23 protein-coding genes and 1 pseudogene are annotated in these 18,235 nt (G+C 36.4%); 23 read left to right on the top strand and 1 reads right to left on the bottom strand.

What is annotated here, in order from left to right:
• Window positions 1-208 precede the first annotated feature (208 nt).
• From FILTAD_RS10905 to FILTAD_RS10890, 4 genes are all read left to right on the top strand, one after another.
• Window positions 209-652 carry a GNAT family N-acetyltransferase gene (locus FILTAD_RS10905; protein WP_238988243.1) on the top strand — a complete coding sequence of 148 codons (444 nt, stop codon included), beginning with the start codon at window positions 209-211 and terminating at the stop codon, window positions 650-652.
• A gap of 281 nt (window positions 653-933) precedes the next feature.
• Complete coding sequence (locus FILTAD_RS10900; protein WP_124070797.1) at window positions 934-1,251, top strand: PadR family transcriptional regulator; 318 nt, start codon at window positions 934-936, stop codon at window positions 1,249-1,251.
• A complete protein-coding gene (locus FILTAD_RS10895) occupies window positions 1,238-1,807 on the top strand; it encodes a DUF2812 domain-containing protein (RefSeq protein ID WP_124070796.1) in 570 nt (189 codons plus the stop codon). The genes FILTAD_RS10900 and FILTAD_RS10895 overlap by 14 nt, the downstream gene beginning before the upstream one ends.
• Window positions 1,808-1,991: 184 nt before the next feature.
• Complete coding sequence (locus FILTAD_RS10890) at window positions 1,992-2,309, top strand: hypothetical protein (protein ID WP_124070795.1); 318 nt, start codon at window positions 1,992-1,994, stop codon at window positions 2,307-2,309.
• Window positions 2,310-2,436: 127 nt separating this feature from the next.
• On the opposite strand, the gene FILTAD_RS10885 is transcribed toward FILTAD_RS10890, so the two are convergent.
• Window positions 2,437-3,312 (bottom strand): helix-turn-helix domain-containing protein, encoded by an 876-nt coding sequence (locus FILTAD_RS10885; protein WP_160117606.1) that lies wholly within the window; start codon window positions 3,310-3,312, stop codon window positions 2,437-2,439.
• Window positions 3,313-3,461: 149 nt separating this feature from the next.
• Here FILTAD_RS10885 and FILTAD_RS10880 point away from each other — a divergent pair, with 149 nt between their 5' ends.
• The 19 genes and pseudogenes from FILTAD_RS10880 (at window position 3,462) to FILTAD_RS10790 (ending at window position 18,046) form a co-directional block, all read left to right on the top strand.
• Entirely contained in the window at window positions 3,462-4,814 is a 1,353-nt protein-coding gene (locus FILTAD_RS10880) for an amidohydrolase family protein (RefSeq protein WP_124070793.1), read from the top strand.
• 235 nt (window positions 4,815-5,049) lie between these two features.
• Window positions 5,050-5,439, top strand: a complete 390-nt coding sequence (locus FILTAD_RS10875; protein WP_124070792.1) for a hypothetical protein — start codon at window positions 5,050-5,052, stop codon at window positions 5,437-5,439.
• Window positions 5,440-5,556: 117 nt separating this feature from the next.
• Window positions 5,557-5,877, top strand: a complete 321-nt coding sequence (locus FILTAD_RS10870) for a hypothetical protein (protein ID WP_124070791.1) — start codon at window positions 5,557-5,559, stop codon at window positions 5,875-5,877.
• Window positions 5,878-6,365: 488 nt separating this feature from the next.
• A complete protein-coding gene (locus FILTAD_RS10865; RefSeq protein WP_238988228.1) occupies window positions 6,366-6,695 on the top strand; it encodes a hypothetical protein in 330 nt (109 codons plus the stop codon).
• A 132-nt stretch (window positions 6,696-6,827) separates the two neighbouring features.
• Window positions 6,828-7,313, top strand: coding sequence for an NUDIX hydrolase (locus tag FILTAD_RS10860; RefSeq protein WP_124070790.1), 486 nt, complete (start codon window positions 6,828-6,830; stop codon window positions 7,311-7,313).
• Between the two features lie 81 nt (window positions 7,314-7,394).
• Window positions 7,395-8,177 (top strand): MBL fold metallo-hydrolase, encoded by a 783-nt coding sequence (locus tag FILTAD_RS10855; RefSeq protein WP_124070789.1) that lies wholly within the window; start codon window positions 7,395-7,397, stop codon window positions 8,175-8,177.
• A gap of 228 nt (window positions 8,178-8,405) precedes the next feature.
• Window positions 8,406-8,789 carry a hypothetical protein gene (locus tag FILTAD_RS10850; RefSeq protein WP_124070788.1) on the top strand — a complete coding sequence of 128 codons (384 nt, stop codon included), beginning with the start codon at window positions 8,406-8,408 and terminating at the stop codon, window positions 8,787-8,789.
• A gap of 272 nt (window positions 8,790-9,061) precedes the next feature.
• A complete protein-coding gene (locus tag FILTAD_RS10845) occupies window positions 9,062-9,607 on the top strand; it encodes a GNAT family N-acetyltransferase (RefSeq protein ID WP_124071197.1) in 546 nt (181 codons plus the stop codon).
• A gap of 132 nt (window positions 9,608-9,739) precedes the next feature.
• Entirely contained in the window at window positions 9,740-10,192 is a 453-nt protein-coding gene (locus tag FILTAD_RS10840; RefSeq protein WP_124070787.1) for a GNAT family N-acetyltransferase, read from the top strand.
• A gap of 132 nt (window positions 10,193-10,324) precedes the next feature.
• Window positions 10,325-10,687 carry a VOC family protein gene (locus tag FILTAD_RS10835; RefSeq protein WP_124070786.1) on the top strand — a complete coding sequence of 121 codons (363 nt, stop codon included), beginning with the start codon at window positions 10,325-10,327 and terminating at the stop codon, window positions 10,685-10,687.
• 95 nt (window positions 10,688-10,782) lie between these two features.
• Window positions 10,783-11,193: a nucleoside 2-deoxyribosyltransferase gene (locus FILTAD_RS10830; protein ID WP_124070785.1), complete on the top strand. Its 411-nt coding sequence runs from the start codon at window positions 10,783-10,785 to the stop codon at window positions 11,191-11,193.
• A gap of 98 nt (window positions 11,194-11,291) precedes the next feature.
• Window positions 11,292-11,687, top strand: a complete 396-nt coding sequence (locus FILTAD_RS10825) for a VOC family protein (protein ID WP_124070784.1) — start codon at window positions 11,292-11,294, stop codon at window positions 11,685-11,687.
• A 95-nt stretch (window positions 11,688-11,782) separates the two neighbouring features.
• Window positions 11,783-12,214 carry an NUDIX hydrolase gene (locus FILTAD_RS10820; RefSeq protein ID WP_203229696.1) on the top strand — a complete coding sequence of 144 codons (432 nt, stop codon included), beginning with the start codon at window positions 11,783-11,785 and terminating at the stop codon, window positions 12,212-12,214.
• Window positions 12,215-12,516: 302 nt separating this feature from the next.
• Window positions 12,517-12,954 carry a GNAT family N-acetyltransferase gene (locus FILTAD_RS10815; RefSeq protein WP_345788900.1) on the top strand — a complete coding sequence of 146 codons (438 nt, stop codon included), beginning with the start codon at window positions 12,517-12,519 and terminating at the stop codon, window positions 12,952-12,954.
• Window positions 12,955-13,450: 496 nt separating this feature from the next.
• On the top strand, window positions 13,451-14,677 hold the full coding sequence (locus FILTAD_RS10810) for an MFS transporter (protein WP_238988227.1): 1,227 nt from the start codon (window positions 13,451-13,453) through the stop codon (window positions 14,675-14,677).
• 337 nt (window positions 14,678-15,014) lie between these two features.
• The gene (locus FILTAD_RS10805; protein WP_124070781.1) at window positions 15,015-15,425 is read left to right on the top strand and encodes a GNAT family N-acetyltransferase; all 411 of its coding nucleotides are present in this window, start codon (window positions 15,015-15,017) and stop codon (window positions 15,423-15,425) included.
• Between the two features lie 177 nt (window positions 15,426-15,602).
• Complete coding sequence (locus FILTAD_RS10800; protein ID WP_124070780.1) at window positions 15,603-16,148, top strand: GNAT family N-acetyltransferase; 546 nt, start codon at window positions 15,603-15,605, stop codon at window positions 16,146-16,148.
• Between the two features lie 44 nt (window positions 16,149-16,192).
• A pseudogene (locus FILTAD_RS10795) lies at window positions 16,193-17,231 on the top strand (DUF2332 domain-containing protein).
• A 158-nt stretch (window positions 17,232-17,389) separates the two neighbouring features.
• Window positions 17,390-18,046, top strand: a complete 657-nt coding sequence (locus FILTAD_RS10790; RefSeq protein ID WP_124070779.1) for a Type 1 glutamine amidotransferase-like domain-containing protein — start codon at window positions 17,390-17,392, stop codon at window positions 18,044-18,046.
• Window positions 18,047-18,235 lie beyond the last annotated feature (189 nt).

Genomic DNA, 18,235 nt, shown 5'->3' with positions numbered 1-18,235 from the left:
GATTATGTGGCATAGAGCTATAATAATAAAGTGGTGCAATGCGACTATATGAATGACTATTATCATGGAGAACTGATTCAAAATCAATTGGAGCATTAAGTTCTAGGATTTCTAGGTTGTATTAAGATTTATTTGCTAATTCCATTTTAAAAGTTGAATTATTTACATTAAACATCCTTAACTATGTTTGGAAGGTGATATTTCTTTGGTGGAGTTAAGAAAAATTAATAGGGACAATTATGAAGAATGTTTAAACTTGCATACAACTGATACCAATGTGGACTTTGTAGACCCTGTAGCGTGGTCTTTAGCCGAAGCGTGGGTGCTTTATGATGATTCACGCCCCTTTGCAATTTATGCTGATAATGTGATGGTGGGCTATGTTTTAATGTATATTGGCGAAAATAACCCCCAAATCATAAATTTTATGATAGATAGCCGTTTTCAAAAAAGAGGCTATGGATCAGCAGCGGCTAGGCTTTGTGTTGAATATTTGTGGAAAGAATACAATGCAAGTAGGATTTCCTTACCAGTTAATCTAGAAAATATAACCGCACAAAAGTTTTGGAGCAACATAGGCTTTGAAATAACAGACGATATGGAGGATGGTTATCTTTATATGCGGTTGTACATACCAGAAAAATATGTCTGAGCATATGGAAATGGAACCCATTTCCATAAACGGGTGCTTTTCCCTAACAAGGATTAGCGCCAGTATTGTATTAATCGGGCCATTTAATTGAACAAGATTAATACAAAAAGTCGATTTTCCTACATAAAGGAAATCGACTTTTTCGGATAAAAATTTTGCCTAAAGGCTTTACTTTATGTTCTCTCGAAGAATTTAAAAAAATGCAGTTGACTATTCAGTTGAACTGTATTAATCTGTTATAAAGTCGAACTATATAGTTGAACTGGATAGAGGGTGAGAATATGAAACATAAATTATTGCCGTTGTCTGAAACCATGCATTATATTTTATTAGCCCTACGTGAACCACTTCATGGCTATGCCGTAATGCAGAAGATAGAAAAAATAAGTAATGGTACTGCTATTTTAGCGGCTGGTACATTATATGGTGCAATTGAAAACTTGAATAAACATGGTTGGATCGTACCTGTTGGAAATTCAGGTCGGAGAAAAATTTATATGATAACGACAGAAGGAAGCGCCATTTTGAAAATGGAACAAGAAAGGCTATTGCATATTTTATCATTGTACGAAGGGAGTGAATCAAATGAAGAAGTTTAACATGTATTTTAATATGGAAAAAGAAGAGCAATGGCTGAACGAGCAATTACAAAAAGGCTATCGCTGTACAAATATTAGTGGATTAGGAATATACACTTTCAAAAAAACTGACAAAAGACATGTTATGCGACTTGATTATCAAGATTATTTACCTAAGAAAAAGTTCGAGGAATACAAAGGGATATATGAAGATTTTGGTTGGATCTATATAAAGGGGTACTGGCTGGGTGGAATACGGTATTGGCAAAAAGAAGATGATGATCAAAATGAAATCTTCTCGGACCGCCAATCAAAGGGTAATTATTATAAAAGATTAATGGGTTATTCATTTGGGCTGGGTATGCTGTGTTTATTTTTTTCTTATATGCTTTACAAGAATCATTCAGGATTATATTTTGAAGGTCTTTGGAGTATGAAAGGTGCATTATTTTGGAAAGCATTTCTATTTGAAACCCCATTTGTCCTTTTGAAGTTGTTTCCCGCACTTCTGGTTATTGTTCTTGGTAACAGTTTCTATAAAGCCTATCGGAAGTATTCAATGTTAAAAGAAAAGTAATATGCTAGGGTGTTAAGTATGAATTTTTTTAATTCAAAGAAGTAATTGAGGATAATATATCTACCATAATCAGGCGCGATTCTTGAAAAAGGATTTGCGCCTGTTCAGTAAAAGGGCCATTTAACGGAATAAACTATGTTGAAATTGAACCAACTAAAAAAGCGAAAGGAAGGAGGGTTATAATATGGGTTTATCTTTGGAAATTGCGCGTATTGTACTGCCAGTTGCAATAGTGGGTGGGATTGCAGTATTTGTAATTCTAAGAATGAAACATAAGTATAAGAAAGGAACTCTGGGTAAGAAAAAAACAAAAAGTGCTCAAAATTTATTAGATAGTTTAATACCATCCGGAATGATGATTGGTTTGGCTGTTGCTATACTTCTTAGCATACTTACCCCCTTTTCCTTTCTATCTGCAATTGCTTGGGGACCTGGAATGGGTATGTTATTTGGTTATTTTGCTTATGAAATTTATAGCAAGAAGGAAGATAGTTATTCATAATAACTGTTTTCCAGAAACGGGTGCACTTCTTGAAAGTGAATAGCGCCCTATCGTGCAGCTCCGGATGGTAGAAAGACTTTTTTAAAAAAGAAGGAGTTTGAAATTGAAACCCTCAGTTACGCAATCATTATTTCTTTTCATCCAACACAATATTTAAATAATTTTCTGCAGTAGCTGCGAGCTCATTTGATCCCAGGTCGGTAAAAATAGAAATAGTTTTTTGGACCATATCAATACCTTTTACCCGATTACCGATTTTTATTTCATAAATTCCTTTTATTTGCAGTTGTGTATTTCTGATATAAAGGTCATCTTCCGGGATATCCAGACTTTCCAAATAACCAAGGAAGACCTTGTATTGTTCCACGTAAGGTACCGCTCCTCCCATCATGTACGTAAGTGTATTCATGAGAATTGCAATGATAGTTTTGTCGGTCTTTTTCAGCTTTCCAAAACGGGAGCTTTTTTCAAAGGCATTTTTTGAAAGCGTTATAACCATTTCCGGCGGCATAAGGAACATCGTGGAATTATACAATCTTAGTTCATAATATCCCCAAATCTCCACCTCAAAAAGATACGCATACAAAAATTCAAGACTATCGCCAGTAGAAGTTGTCTTTTCACCGCGTATAATACATTCGTAAACACCTAACATTACTAAATTACAACGAAATGTTTCCAAGCCATGTATCTCCCACTTATCAAGAGCTATTTTCCTTAACTGCGTTAATTGCTCCAAGTCACGATTGACATACGCCTCGTTCGCCTTATCAAAGAAATGTTCAAGTTCTCCAGGACCAACACTATCATGTAGATAAAAGAATTCTTCAAAAGTGAGAGAGAGCCTTTCTAATAGACGTATGATGTAACTAAGTGAAATATCCGATTCACCACGTTCAAATTTCGATAAAAATGATACAGATAAGATACCTTCAGCCAACTGTTGCATCGTATATCCTTTTTGCTCCCTGATCCTTCTTACCGTTTCCCCGTATTTTTTCATGTCCGTCTTCCTTCCTATAAATTTATCACGTTTATATTCAGTTATGTCCATTCGACGACCAAATTCCACTATATGAGAAAAAAATAACATGCCTCAATTTATCTATTATACTAAAGTTTCAACATTCTAAAAAGGGAGGAAATTTAATTATGAACTTATCAAAGAATTTTATCTTGAAGAATGCAACAATCATTGACGTAGAGAGTGAAATCATTTTTAAGGGAGCGATTGAGGTTGATCATGGAACCATTAAGACTATCTTTTCCGAAGACAGTGACTTACCACCGGAAATAGAATCCGTTGATGTGGAAGGGAAATACGTTATTCCTGGTTTAATCGACATGCACTGTCACATCAAGGAAGATTTTGCGGTGCAATTTGTCGCTTCGGGTGTGACAACCGTTCGTAACACGGCGGGTAATGTATTTCAATTAAAAAAATTGATTGAATCGCCTATTGATGCACCAACACCGAGAGTATACTCCGCGGATCGAATGATTGATGGGTCGCCTGGATTGTGGGGGCCTACGAGCTACGGGAATTTTGTCACAGATGACCCAATGGAAGGGAGAAAGGAAGTGAGAAGGCAAAAAGATACGGGCGCTAAATTCATTAAAATTTATGGATGGATATCCAAAGAGGTTATGGAAGCGGTCGTGTCAGAAGCAGACAAGTTTGGTCTCGAAGTAAGCTGTGATTTGATTCATGCCTCACAAGTAAACGCACTGGATGCCGCCAAAGTCGGAGTAAAATGGTTTGAGCATGCATCCGGTTTCATCCAGACCATTTACCCGGATTGGTATCCGTCGGCTGAACAAGCGGAATGGGATAAAATTGACTGGGAACATCCGGACAAGGACAAAATTAAAGAATTATGTATGCAAATGATCAAGTATGATTTGTACCTATGTCCGACTTTAGTAATATTCGACCAAATCAATCTATGGCCTGATTACTGGCATCCAGCAAACGCTGTAGCTGAGACATTTGAAAGAGCAGGTGGTCTTAAAGATTTTTGGGTGACAACGGCGGAAGAGTACGGTGATGCATTGAAAAAACAGTTAGGCACCCAATCTCAATTTATCAAAGATATAGCAAAAACGTATGCTGACTTAGGCGGGACTGTTGTAGCGGGAACAGACACACCGGGTGGCGTTTGGACACTGCCAGGGATGGGGCTCCACCGTGAGTTAGAGCTGTTCGTAGAAATTGGATTCACAGAAATGGAAGCACTTCAGGCAGCAACGATCAAAGCAGCGAACTCCATTAAAATAAAGGATATCGGCACGATCAAAGAAGGTAACATTGCCGACATGATCATTTTGAATAAAAATCCTTTGGAGGATATTCAACATACAAAAGATATTGATAAGATCATTAAAGGAGGGCGCATTTACACCCAAGAAGAAATTCTAAAGGAAATCCCGAGTAGAGAGTATTTGGACAGGGAGCAGGAGAAATTCTTGGCGGAGTTTGAAAAAATAATGTCGACCAATTCCTAAAAATGTTTTGGAGGGCGTGCCCACTTATTAAAGTGAATTACAAAGGAAATCAATAAGGGACTTAGGGGAGTATAACTAAATTTCGGTTTATGGCCCTCGACTTTTGAAGTTTGATGCAACATAGTAGATCACAATGAAACAATCAGGCGCTTTTGCTGCATAGCAATGTACCAAAATCGGGCCAGATTGTAGAAAAGGAACTATATAATTTGATTTAATACGCAGGGGGTAATGTATGAAACAGGTTGGAATTATCTTGGGCATTGTAGTAGTGGCTGTAGCGGTGTTTATATTTGTAAATAAATCATACTATCCTTCTTTACCGATAGATAATCTATCAGCAAAGGAAGCAATTGAAAAACTAAAAAACTCCGATGCGAAGATAGTAGAGGTCGCAACAGACAATGATTCCCTTTGGTATATCACGAAAATTGAAAATAAGGATATTTCGATAGCTGACGATAATATCAAACAAATGATTGGTTCAAGAGGATGGGAATTTAAAGATAAAGATGGTGCTGGTCTGTTCTTTGAAAAAGACGGAGAAAGATTAATTGTGACTACTCAAATGTGGACTAAGAAATATGTGCTTGTTCAGGTACAAAAAAAATTCAAAGAACTTTAAAGCATTCATCAATCGGTCGCATTTCCCGAAGAAGCGATTGCAAACAGGAAGAACTTTTGAAGTAGTCCAAAGAAACTTATTTATATCTAGAAATATCTAATTGTCGGAGTAGTCGAAATGAAATTCAAAGGGGATTTTACAGTGGGCAAATTCTACAAATGGCTTATAGCCTCTACTGCATTGGCGTGCTTAGGAATAATAGTGGTGTTGAATATTGAAAGTTGGTCGTTATTTGCCGAAAAGGAAAATAGAGATGTATTGTTAACGGGTATCTTATCTACCTTTGTTTTAGTAGGTTTTTCGATCTTCTGTTTGTTTAAAGCAAATGGAGAACGTAAGAAAAACCATCTGATCATATCATTGTTTACCTCATTAATTCCACTTTCATTATTCGTAATGAATGGCTTACTTTTTACTGTTTACTTTGTGGGGAAATGAAAAGATGGACGGCAATTTAGTCATATTTATTGTTCACAAATCGGGCGCAGTTGTTGAAGAAGCATTGTGCCAGAATAGGGCCATTTAATTAAATATGAAAGGGTGGAGCATATGAGTGAACGATTTGAACTGAGTTTTAAAAACAAGGTAGTGAGAATGTTGTTGATTATTATCGTGCCAACTTTATTCGTACAAATGTTCCTCAGGCTATTTACTGAGTTACCGAGAATAATTCCTGCAGTAATACCCGTAATATCTTTGATTGTTTTTTCACTTGGCTTTATTTTTATAAACGGGAACAGAAGAAAGAGCACTCAGTTACCTATTGTTTTTTAAATAATTAATTATTTGCAGTTCTTAATAAAACAATTGGGCGCTTTTCCCTAACAAGGATTAGCGCCAGTATTGCATCAAACAGGGCAGTTTTGTTGAATATGAAATGCATTGGATAGTTGTGGTAAGTTATGATTTAAGGAGAGATAGATATTGTGAACTTATTGCTACTTTTTGGGTTAATAATATTAGTATTAGTTAGCTTATTGAGCCCCAAAAATAAAATGAACTCCACTAAAAAGAAGTTATATCTTTTAAGTCTTATTTCAACTGTTATTTTTGCTCTCATTCCTACAATTGGCTATCAAGTTGATAGTAACGGGAATCATTTCTTTGGTTTTCCTGCTAAGGGTGTTGTCTATCGTGGTGGATGGGTTTTTACCTTTAGTTCTTTGGGATTATTGCTTAATTTTTTTCTGTTTTATTGGTTTTTTAAGCTATTACTATATCTATGGAAAGTGTTAACGGTACGAATAAAGAAGTAATTTTAGACTAATATTTGTAAATCGCCTTATTATAAGCTAAAGGGGCGCTTTTCTGAAGCAAGGATCTGCGCCTGTTCATTAATCGGGCCATAGATTGTGGGATAGAGTCATATTTTAATGGAGGGATAGACAATGCAAATGCCAGTACATATTGTTGCTGCGGGGGGCTTTGTTGAAAATACCAAAGGTGAAATATTATTAGTAAAAACCCGTCGAGATGGTCATTGGGTATTTCCTGGAGGTCACGTGGAGGTCGGGGAAAATTTAATAGATGGCGTAATCAGAGAAGTTAAAGAGGAAAGTGGAATTGACGTTAAAGTATCCCATTTGGTGGGGATTTCCTCTAATACAGCAACATATGAGGGACATAGCGGTGTAAAGACAGTACCCACAAAAGTTATGTTTGATTTTGTATGTGAACCCGTAGGTGGTAAATTGACAATATCGGATGAAACATCAGACAGTCGCTGGGTTAGTAAAGGGGAGGTTCTAGATATGGTCTCAGCCCCCGCACTACGTACACGTTATCAAGCATATTTGGCATATAACGGAAGTGTCCATTATATGGACAATATAACTAAGCCACAGTTTGAATTAAAACTTGAGAGAAACATATAAGAAATATGAATTGGTAGTACATTTATTTAATAGCCAGTATTAAATAAAAGGACAACTTTGTGGAATAAAGGGGGGGTTAAAATGTTTAGGGATTCATGGTTTACCATTCAGGAAATTGATAATATTACATTCGCAATAAGCGAATATGGTCATTGGGAGAAAGTGCATTCATTTTTATTGATTGGGGAAGAACGGGCAGTGTTAATTGATACAGGTCTTGGTATTGATAATATAAAAAGAATTACCGATCATCTCACAGACCTACCCATCACTGTTATTACCACTCATGTTCATGCAGACCATATTGGAAGCCATGGTGAATTTGACACAATCTATGTCCATGAGAAGGATTCAGACTGGCTAATGAACGGTATTAAAGGGTTACCTATTGAGCAAATAAGAATAGATGTTGGTCGGGACATTACAATACCTACTCCTAAAACATTTGATCCCGATACATATACACCGTATCAAGGAGCACCGACGAGGCTTGTGGCTGATGGTGATGTCATTGAGATGGGTAATAGAAAATTAATTATATACCACACTCCAGGGCATTCACCGGGCCATATATGCATTTTTGATAATACGAATGGGTATTTGTTTACAGGGGATTTACTTTATGATGAGACCCCTATATATGCTTTTTATCCTTCAACCAATCCTGTTGATTTAGTTAGTTCTCTTGAAAGAATATCAGGGATAAGACATGTTTCAAAGGTTTATGGTTCCCATAATACCTTAGGACTTGATCCGGAAATTTTGGAGGAAGTAAAACTGGCAGTTAAGTTTTTAAAAGAAAAAGAACTTGTTAAATTCGGCACAGGGATTCATAAATTTAATGGTTTTAGTGTACAGTTCTAACTTTGTTCCAGAAACGGGCGCTTTTCTCAAAGAAAGATCAACGCTCAATTTTCATAAACGATCCATTTAGCAGAACAGGGCTGTCAGTAGATAGCCTTATTGTTGTTCAACCGAAGGGCAGTTTAGTTCAATAAAATTATGTTATAATTTGAAACCTTCACCAACCGATATCGTCAAACTTACGCATGGACAATAGTGTGAATATTAAAAACCGTCGGAGGGATTGAGTTGAGACAGATTCTACTATTGGTTACTTTAGTGTTTTTAATGAGTGGCTGTGTGGATGGGAACAGTTATAGTTTTTCAGGAAGTGGAGATAACTGGGATATTCTTTATGAAGTAGTAGTTACAAACGAAGTTGAGCAACAAACGGCTGGGAAAATCAAGTATATAGGAGATAACAAAGCTCCGGAAACGATAGACTATAAAATCGAATATAACAATAAAGGACAAGGAAGTAGCGGAGAAGAAAGCACATTGAAATATGGAGCTTTTAAATTTAAAGATGTAACTTGTGGAAACTGCGAAATCATACAAAAGGATGATGAAATTGAAGTGGAAATAATGTGGGGGGGACAAACAGAAAAATTAATATTAACAACCGACATATGATGGCGCTTTAAATAGAAAACACTCCAACCGAAGTAACTCTTTATTACCGAATATCATCACGAATTGGTGTTTATACCATTACCAAAACTTGTAATAGAATTCGTTGAACCTGAATTAATAACCATTGCTTAATAACGGAGCGTTCCTGATGGATACGTATTTTCACTAACGGGTGCTTTAACGGAATAAAGTTTGTGCTTCAATCGGGCCATTTAGCTGAACAACAGTATCTAAAGGTAAATAATAATTAGGGGAGATTTATTGTGACAAAGATAGCCGTGTTTCCCATACTTGAAACTGAACGATTGATTTTAAGGCAAGTAACCCAGGAGGATGCGGGCAATCTTCTAACGTATCTGTCTGATGAGGACGTAATGAAATACTATGGATTAGAACCATTTAAGTCTATTAACGATGCATTGGATGAGATTTCTTGGTATAAGTCAATATTTGAGAAAGGAACAGGAATAAGATGGGGAATTTCTTTAAAGGGCCAAGGAAAGATCATCGGTAGTTGCGGTTTTCTTGATTGTGCTTCACAGCATTATCGTGCCGCAGTCGGGATTGAGTTAAGTAAAGAACACTGGGGAGAAAGAATTGCAAATGAGGCTTTTGAGGCTGTTATTAGTTATGGATTTGAACAGATGAATTTACAACGGATTGAAGCACTAATAGAACCACCCAATATACCTTCACAAAAATTAGTTGAAAGACAGGGGTTTATAAGAGAGGGACTTTTGAGAAGTTATGAGTTTACTTGCGGTAAGTTTGATGATTTATATATGTATTCATTGTTAAAGCAAGACTATTCAAATTAATGGATGGCGTTAGTTAAGCGTCTTAAGCAATCGGGTGCCTTCCCAGAATAAGCATTGCGCCCATTTTTGCTTGATCGGACCAGATTGTGAAGCAACATATAAGAAAACTGGAAGGGATTTAAAGAGATGAAAATGGATATTAGGAAACTTAATGAAGACGAAAAACTTCCATTGGAATTGTTGTTATTGGCTGATCCTTCAAGAGAAATTGTTGAAGAGTATGTCAGTAGGGGCGAATGTTTTATAGCTGAAATCGAACAGCAGACTATTGGAGTCTATGTATTACTTCCGACAAGACCTGAGACAGTGGAGCTTGTGACTGTTGCGGTCGTCGAAGATCAACATGGTAAAGGTATAGGCAAACGGTTGGTGTTGGATGCAATAAGGGTAGCTAAGACAAAAGGTTTCAAAACAATTGAAATTGGAACTGGGAATTCAAGCGTAGGACAACTGGCTCTCTACCAAAAATGTGGATTTAGAATAATTGGCGTGGATATGGACTTTTTCGTTAGGCATTATTCCGAGGAAATCTTTGAAAACGGTATTCAGTGTAGGGATATGGTTCGTTTATCTCAAGATTTATAGATTAAAAAAGCTTTCAGCAATCGGGCGTACTTCTGAAGCCAGGAACTGTGACTGTTCAGTAATCGGATGATTTTGTTAGGGAGATTTTTTAAACATTATGGTAAAGCTATTAAAAAATAGGGGGAGATTTACATGGTTCTTGGATTGCATCATGCGCAGATTACTATTCCGAAGGGTGCAGAAGAGGAAGGTAAGAAATTTTACTGTAATGTATTAGGATTAGGAGAAATAGAAAAGCCAGATTCGCTTAAAGGACGTGGAGGGTTTTGGTTGAAAGTTGGAGATAGGGACGTTCACGTAGGCACAGAAGATGGTTTTGATAGACTAACAACAAAAGCACATTTAGCTTATCTGGTAAATGACATTTCACACTGGAGAAGTGTGTTAGAGCAAAATGATATTCAAGTCATTGAAGGAGTTCCAATCCCAGGTTTTGAACGATTTGAATTCAGAGACCCCTTTGGGAACAGAATGGAAATGATTCAAGAAGTATAAATTCAAGATTAAGCAATAGGGCCATTTTGCAGAAGAACTTGTAATGATATTTGAATATATATAGCTTAATAGGTGAAAAGGGAGTGACCTTCAAATTGGAGAAATTTTATGTAGCATCGAGTTTTAGAAACCTGGAATCTGTTCGATACGTTGCGGATCACTTAAAGAATAAAGGTTATATTCAAACCTATGACTGGACGCAAAACGCAAAAGCAAAAAGAGAACAAACATTTACAGTTGAAGACCTAAGAGATATAGGTGAAAAAGAGAAGAATGCGGTATTGGAATCTGATTTCATTGTGATTTTATTACCGGGAGGAAAAGGTACTCATATTGAATTAGGGATTGCATTGGGTCAGGGGAAAAGGACCTTTCTTTATTCGCCAAATGAAGAAGTAAAAAATTTTGAAACAACAAGTACATTTTACCATCTTGCAGAAGTTGAAAAGTGTTATGGAACCCTTGATGAGTTGTTAGAACTGGTTACTGCGGTAAACGTTTCTTAAATTAACGTGCGCTTTAGCTGAATAAAAGTTGGGCCAGAATCGGGCCAATTTGTTGAAGAATGTGCTTTTTAGGATGGAATACAAAGGGGGATTATTCTTTGGGTAAGGGATTACTACATCATATAGAAATATACGTTTCAGATTTAAAAAGGTCAGCTAAGTTTTGGGGATGGTTGCTTGAAGAACTCGGATATAATGTTTTTCAGAAATGGGAAAGAGGGCAAAGTTGGAAATTGGGGGATACCTATATCGTCTTTGTACAAACTGAAGAAAGATTTCTTGATGTTCCGTATCATAGGTCTCGAGTCGGTTTAAATCATTTAGCATTTCAAGCTGATTCCCGTGAACAAGTCGATAATATGACTGATGAATTGAAAAGTAAAGGAATTACTCTACTCTATACAAGGCAGCATCCATTCGCTGGAGGAGATAACCATTATGCTGTTTACTTTGAGGATCCAGACAGAATAAAGGTGGAACTTGTTGCACCTTAACAATGCCATAATCGGGCGCAGTTGTAGAAGATGCACTGTGCCTGAATCGGGCCATATAATGGAGTAAGCTTTACATAAAAAAGGGGGCAATGACTTTGGGACAAAACACATCACATATTTACACACCTTCTAAACACTTTGTTTCTGCTGCAACTATTGTACTCAACGACCAAAAGGAACTTTTGCTAATTAAAGGTCCTATGAGAGGTTGGGAAATGCCAGGTGGAATAGTTGAGGAAGGTGAGTCTCTGAAAGACGCTGCAATAAGGGAAACTAAAGAGGAGTCAGGTATTGATATTGAAGTTCTTAAATTCTGTGGGGTATTTCAAAATGTGAATAAGTCAATTTGTAATACTCTCTTTTTAGCTGAGCCAATTGGTGGCAAATTAACAACTTCACCAGAAAGTTTAGAAGTGGGTTTTTTCCCTATTGAGCAGGCTTTGAAAATGATAACTATTGATAATTTTAGAAAAAGAATAGAGTACTGTCTTGATAGCAGCAAACAACCATTTTATGTGGAATTTTAAGTCCAGTGGAAATTAGTTATAACGGTATTGTTATTTAATCAACCTATGGGTGTTAGTTGAACTAGACGAGTACTATGATATCCGCAAACGGGCGCACTAACGGAAGAAGTATTGCGTCCCTTTCAGGTTCCTCGAGACAGATTACAGAACAACACAGCTTTGGTATTATGTCGAAATAAAGGGAGAGAGATTATGTTTTACTTTAAGCTAAATGACGAATCTGAATTACGTTTGTTAGAACCAAGGCATGCTGAAAATCTATTTTTTTAACTGATAAATCAAGGATTCATCTTAGGGAATGGTTGCCGTGGGTTGGTTTCACAAAAAAGGTTAGCGATTCAATAGAATTTATTGAAGGTACATTAAAGCAATTTGATGATAATAACGGTTTTCAAGCTGGTATTTGGTACAGAGGGGAATTAGCAGGTGTTATCGGCTTACATGGTATAAACTGGGCTAATAAATCGACTTCAATAGGATATTGGTTAGGTGAAGGATTCCGGGGTAAAGGCTTAATGACCACTGCTTGTAAAGCTATTATTGATTATTGTTTTAATGAACTAGGATTAAAAAGAATTGAAATCCGTACAGCGACAGAAAACCACAAAAGCCAAGCTATCCCTGAAAGACTTGGTTTTCAAAAAGAAGGTTGTACTAGGAGTTCCGAATTTTTATATGACAGATACGTTGACCATTATGTATTTGGTTTAATAAAAGAAGATTATAATCGACTTGCTTAGCTAACTGGCACATTTCTGAAGCAAGAAATATGCTCTTCTTAATGAATTGGACCAGATTGATATAAACAGCGTTTGTGAATTGCACTTTGACTAAAACTCTATAGATTTTTCCCTATTCTAAATTTTATTGAATTGTGGTAGCATATATTTACATTAAAAAGCGATGAAGAGACAAGTATATGTGCTTAAGCATGACAGAGAACTCCGTTAGCTGCGAAGGAGGATGTAGAAGCACATAGAACCAAGCCTTGGAGCTGCGCATAGGATAATGTCTTCATGAGATTGATTATATGCCGGTTTCTCCCGTTATAGAGATAGAGTATATCCTACACTATATTCTGTAGGCGTACTTGAAAAGGTTTTTGTGGCGACACAGGAACAAACTGGGGTGGCACCGCGAACTTCTAAATTCAGGGAGTCTCGTCCTCAAGTCTAATGACTTGGGGGCGGGATTCCTTTTTGATGTCTACAAATAATGAATTTAGGAGTGGCTGCGATGTCGAAGTCTATTAAATGGAAAAACCCTTTATTACTTCTGTTAGGTATTGGTGTATCAAATCTGGGTGCCTGGATTTATTTGATTGCGCTTAACCTGATTGTTTTGGATATGACAGAATCATCATTCGCAGTATCCGTTCTTTATATCCTTATACCAGTCGCTACTTTATGTACAAATTTTTGGTCTGGAAGTTTTATCGACAGGTTAAATAAAAGGAATTTAATGATTTTCCTTGACTTAATCAGAGCGTTTTTTATATTTTTACTTCCATTTATGGATTCACTGATTTCAATTTATTTATGGGTATTTATCATTAATATTGCAAGTTCAATTTTCGGGCCCACATCTATGGTTTATATGACGAAGCTCATACCTAAGACAAATCGACAAAGATTTAATGCACTTAGAAATTTCATTAATTCAAGTGGCTTTATACTAGGACCTTCAATTGCAGGTTTTCTGTTTATTATTGGCTCTCCTTATCTAGCCATTCAATTAAATTCCCTGGCATTATGCATGTCGGCAATAATAATCTTTTTACTTCCCAATTTGGACTTGAGAGGGGAAATTGTTATTTCTGAAAAAGTGAGCCTTAAAGTGATCAGAAATGATTGGATCAAAATTCTCAGCTTTAGTAAATCAAATATGCATATTGCATTGGTTTATGTACTCTTTAGCGGAATTACTGTATTTATGACTGGGTTAGACTCTTTAGAAGCTGCATTTGCAACAAGGGTGCTTTCTTTATCCGAAAGCACTTACGGATTTCTCGTCAGTGTTGCCGGAATAGGAATTATAATAGGCTCATTGACAAATGCTTTATTCGCCAGTCGTTTGAAAACAAATATCCTGATTGGTTTTGGAGCAATCTTTACACCTTTTGGTTATTTGATCTTTGCATTTTCCCAGAACTTTATATGGGCATCTGTAGGTTTTTTCACATTGACATTTGCCTTGTCATTTGCAAATACTGGATTTTTTACTTTTTACCAAAATAATGTGCCAGTAAATATCATGGGGAGATTTTCAAGTGTTCTTGGCGTATTGGAGGCGTTGCTAATAATAATGTTTACAACAATAATTGGCGTTTTCGCAGAGTTATATGGGATTCGGTTTGTATATACTATAGGTTCTTTTACTTTTCTCACCTTGGGATTTATCATAAGTCTTGTCGTTTTGGATAAATCTAAAAAAATCTATTATTATCAAGAAAATAAGGGCTAAGAAAAAAACTATATCAAATACATTTAGTCGCCGCGCGGATTAATTTTCCGGAAAAAGACGCTTTTCCCTAACGAGAATTAGCGCCAGTATTGCATCAATCGGACCAGGTTGTGGAAAAAACTTTAAATGAAATTGGGAAAACAGCTTAAAATTCAGAAAACATCGTGATATACTAAAAGGTAACGAACAATAGATCGTTTTCTGGAGGCAAGTGGAAATAGATGAATAATGTTGGAATAGCAATATATCACAACAAAAAGTTTTAAGGGAGGCATAAGACAGTGGTTAAATTATGGATCAGCTCTTCAAAATAAACTATTTTGAGGAGGAAAAGTGAATGATGATAAATTTTAATAACAGTAAAAAGATAAATAGGGAACAATTAGAAAGATTATATAATGACGTAGAATGGTATGCCTATACACAAGATTTAGAAGGTCTTCGACAGGCAATAGAACAGTCATTAGAAGTTATATCTGTTTGGAATGATGAAGAATTAGTTGGGTTAATTCGGGTTGTTGGCGATGGATTAACAATTATCTATATTCAAGACGTTCTTGTGTTAAGTTCTTATCAAAATCAAGGAATTGCTACTCAGCTGATACAACAGATTCTGAAGAAATATAAAGATGTTCGTCAAAAAGTTTTATTGACCGAAGAAGCCCCCGATGTAAGACATTTTTACGAAAAGAATGGTTTCGAGTCTTGCGATAAGGGTTCTCTAGTATCGTTTGCTAAGTTGAATTAGAGAGTACTACCAAAAAACGAATGAATTGATACGTACAAATGATCGGGAGAGTTTCTTTTGAAACCTCCCGATTTATCTTATTTGAGAATTGGGACAGATTGTTGCAAAAATTAGATTTCTGTAGACGCTTAAGCTACGTGTGATAGGATACGGAATAAACCAATTGGAGGGGTCAGGTTGTTCATACATAAGATAAACGATGACTTATCGTTAAAATTAATAGAATTAAGAGATAGCGAAAGAGTATTTGAATTAACAGATAAGTCAAGAGGCCATTTAAGAGAATGGCTACCTTGGTTGGATTTTACAACAAAACTCGAAGATACCACAGAGTTTATCAAAGGATGCTTAAAAGGCTTTGCTGAAAATAAGAGCTTGAATTCAGTTATTTTGTTTAAAGGAGAAATTGTTGGAGTTGCAGGCTACAATAACGTTAATTGGTCAAATAAGACTGCATATATTGGTTATTGGCTTGGTGAAGGATTTCAAGGAAATGGAATAATGACTGCGGTGGCTAAAACATTGACCGATTATGCTTTTGATGAGTTGGGCTTAAATAAGGTTGAGATCAGAGCTGCTGTTGGCAATAAGAAAAGCAGGGGTATCCCCGAGAGATTGAACTTTGTAAACGAAGGATGTATTAGACAAGCAGAGTGGTTATATGACCATTATGTAGACCATGTTGTATATGGGGTTTTGGCGGAAGAATGGAATGAAAAATAGGTTACACAAAAATGGTCTCGCTAGCAAAAAAGGGGGAGAATGATATGAATATAAAATGGGTAGCTGAAAGGTTTGAGAATTTTGCCGTTTTGGAATGTGAAGGTTCAAGCGAGCTTTATAAAACCTTGTCATTACAGATTGCAAAGGATAATGATTTATTGAATCTATGCCTGCATGCCAAGGAAGGTCAACCTATACCAAATCTTCTCTTTGGAGCTGTTCATTATTTACTACTCCAAGGTACAGATCATGAGCTGAAAGAATTTTATCCGAGTGAATGAAGTGAAGAGGGGAAATAACCCTTTTCCATTATTTAAAGATTTTTGTATTACAAACGTTGAGAAAATAAAGTTTATCCTGGAAAACAAGCTTGTTCAAACAAATGAAGTTCGGCGTTGTGCATATCTATATCCGATATTTTGTTTCATATACCAACAAACCAATAGGCCACTCTCGCTTATAGAGATTGGTACAAGTGCGGGGTTACAGTTACTGTGGGACCATTATTCTTACTCATATGAGAGTAATCAAATCTATGGGAATCACGAGTCTTTCGTACACCTGACATCTAAAGTACGTGGAGGAGATATACCTCATAATTTATTGTCCTCAAACCCTCAAGTAAATGTTAGATTGGGCATAGATCTGCACATTAGCGATCTTACCAATGAAGAAGACTACTTATGGTTAAAAGCACTTATATGGCCAGAACATAAAGAGAGATTTGAAAACTTTGAAGGTGCAGTTAAGCAATTGAGATTAAATCCTCCTAACCTAATAGAAGGTGATGGAGTAGCTTTACTTTCGAAAGTAGTAAAGGATGTTCCTGATGATACGACAATTTGTATCTTCCATACTCATGTAGCTAATCAAATGCCAAGCGATGTGAAGAGTGAATTAATTAAAAAGGTCAATGAAATAGGAAGCTATAGAGACGTCTTCCACATTTATAATAATATTGATGACAGAAAGCTTCATGTGGATTCAATTATAAACGGGATAATAAAGAAAAATACAGTCGGTGAAACAGATGGACATGCAAGGTGGTTCGATTGGAATTTATCTGAAAGTGTACCAACGTAACTCGAAATCAAGTCTTCAAGAATCGGGCGCGTTTCTGAAGCAAGGATCTGCGCCTGTTCATTAATCGGGCCAGATTGAGAGTATTGTGTTGGTGACAAGAAAACAGAATGAGTAACGCAGGAAATTAATGTTATTTACACTTTGCTACGGGGGTACTTATGAAAACTCACTATTATTTAGGTTGGTTTGGCAATTTTTTTCCAGAGAATCTGGGCAGGTTGTTACAGGAGGATATAACTGATAGAAAATCGCTTGCTATGATTAGCTCGAATCCATTTTTTTATGAAGATGATGGTGCTACTGAACGCTCGTGGCTTGACCAGGCCGGCATTATGTTTGATGAATATCATTTAATTAATTATCGCGTACAGAAGGAAGATGCCCAAACGTTAATTCAAAATGCTTCAGTCATTTTCTTGTTGGGTGGAAATACTCTTAAACAAAATGGTTTTTTGATGGAGTATGAATTATCGGATTTGATTAAAAAAAGCAGAGCCGTTGTGATGGGAGCAAGCGCTGGTGCGATCAACATGTCCGCTAAATGGTTATGCTCGAAAAACTTTGGATATAAAGTTGAAACAAGCTCTGTTTACGACGGAATCGGCCTTGACGATTTTTCCGTCCTGTCTCATTTTGATCTTGAAAATAACATTGCGCTGGTTCAAGGCGAACTGTCTCCCTTATCGGAAGAAATGAATATTTATGCGTCGAACAAAGATTGCGCTGTACGTATAAAGGGAGACAAAATCGACATTTTTGGCAATGTATATTTAATTTCCCACTCGAAGATTCAGAAATTGGATGAGACGTTCTAGTTGTGGTGAATGGATATGGCTTAATTGAATTAATTTCGTTATGCAAAGCTTCTATTTTAGATTTAGTGAAGGAAAACTACGCAAAATAGGATTGTTTCTTCGTTATTCAGAATGCATAGATGTGCAGAACGGTCTTCAGCAATCAGGCACGTTTGTCGTAAAGCCAATTTGCGCCTTTCTAAAACAATC

It is taken from the genome of Filibacter tadaridae (assembly GCF_900609045.1).
GTDB lineage: Bacteria > Bacillota > Bacilli > Bacillales_A > Planococcaceae > Sporosarcina > Sporosarcina tadaridae.
This window is presented reverse-complemented; position numbering and strand designations above follow the sequence as displayed.